Source organism: Vibrio sp. 378 (assembly GCF_033339435.1).
This window is the reverse complement of record NZ_JAWOUO010000378.1, coordinates 1-798: the sequence shown is the minus strand read 5'-3', so window position 1 is coordinate 798 and position 798 is coordinate 1. Positions and strand designations below refer to the sequence as shown.

The 798-nt window shown below is 42.5% G+C and carries 1 protein-coding gene; it reads right to left on the bottom strand.

From position 1 onward, the window contains the following. Positions 1-73 precede the first annotated feature (73 nt). On the bottom strand, positions 74-691 hold the full coding sequence (locus R7Q48_RS26385; protein ID WP_005499689.1) for a glutathione S-transferase family protein: 618 nt from the start codon (positions 689-691) through the stop codon (positions 74-76). Between the last annotated feature and the right edge of the window lie 107 nt (positions 692-798).

The window sequence follows — 798 nt, the reverse complement described above, 5'->3', positions numbered from 1 at the left end:
TAAAAAACGTCCCTTTGATGCGATTGAGACAACGTTATTTGTCTTCAATCCAAGCCTCAAAGGGACGATTAAATTAAGCGTAGTTCACTTCAATTTGTTCGGCTTTCTCGAAAGCAGGGTGCGTCGCAAGTTGTTTACCGTAACGAACCATATTCGGGAATTGTTCTGCTAGGCCAAACATCTGTACTAACTCAACGATGAAAGACATCATGATGTCTGCACCCGTCAATCGTTCTTCTACGAGGTAGGTTTTTCCTTCTAACGCTTGTTCGAAGTAGCTCAATACATTCATTGCTTCTTTGTCGGCGTATGCAGGCAAAAACTGCATCGAGTTCGGCTCTTTACTGATGAATATTTTCAATAGCATCGGCAAAATAGCGGAGCTTTCTGCAAAGTGCATCCATTGTAAATATTCAGTATGCGCTTTTGTACCACGTTTAGGGGCAAGCGCTCCATCGCTGTACTTTTCAATCAAGTATTCAGTCATGGCTCCTGATTCAATAATAAACTCACCATCATCTTCAAGGAGTGGCGACTTACCAAGTGGATGAACGCTCTTTAGTTCTGGCGGTGCCATGAAAGTCACTTTGTCACGAACGTAAGGCACGATTTCGTATTCCACGTTGAGCTCTTCAAGTAACCAGATAATACGCTTAGAGCGTGACTGATTCAGATGATGAAGTTTTATCATTTGTTATCCCTTCCTTATTGCGGGTTGTTATAGTGGGTCGTTGATTTTTACAACAAGCTTGCCAAAGTTCTTGCCTTCTAGCAGACCAATAAATGCCTCTGGCGCAT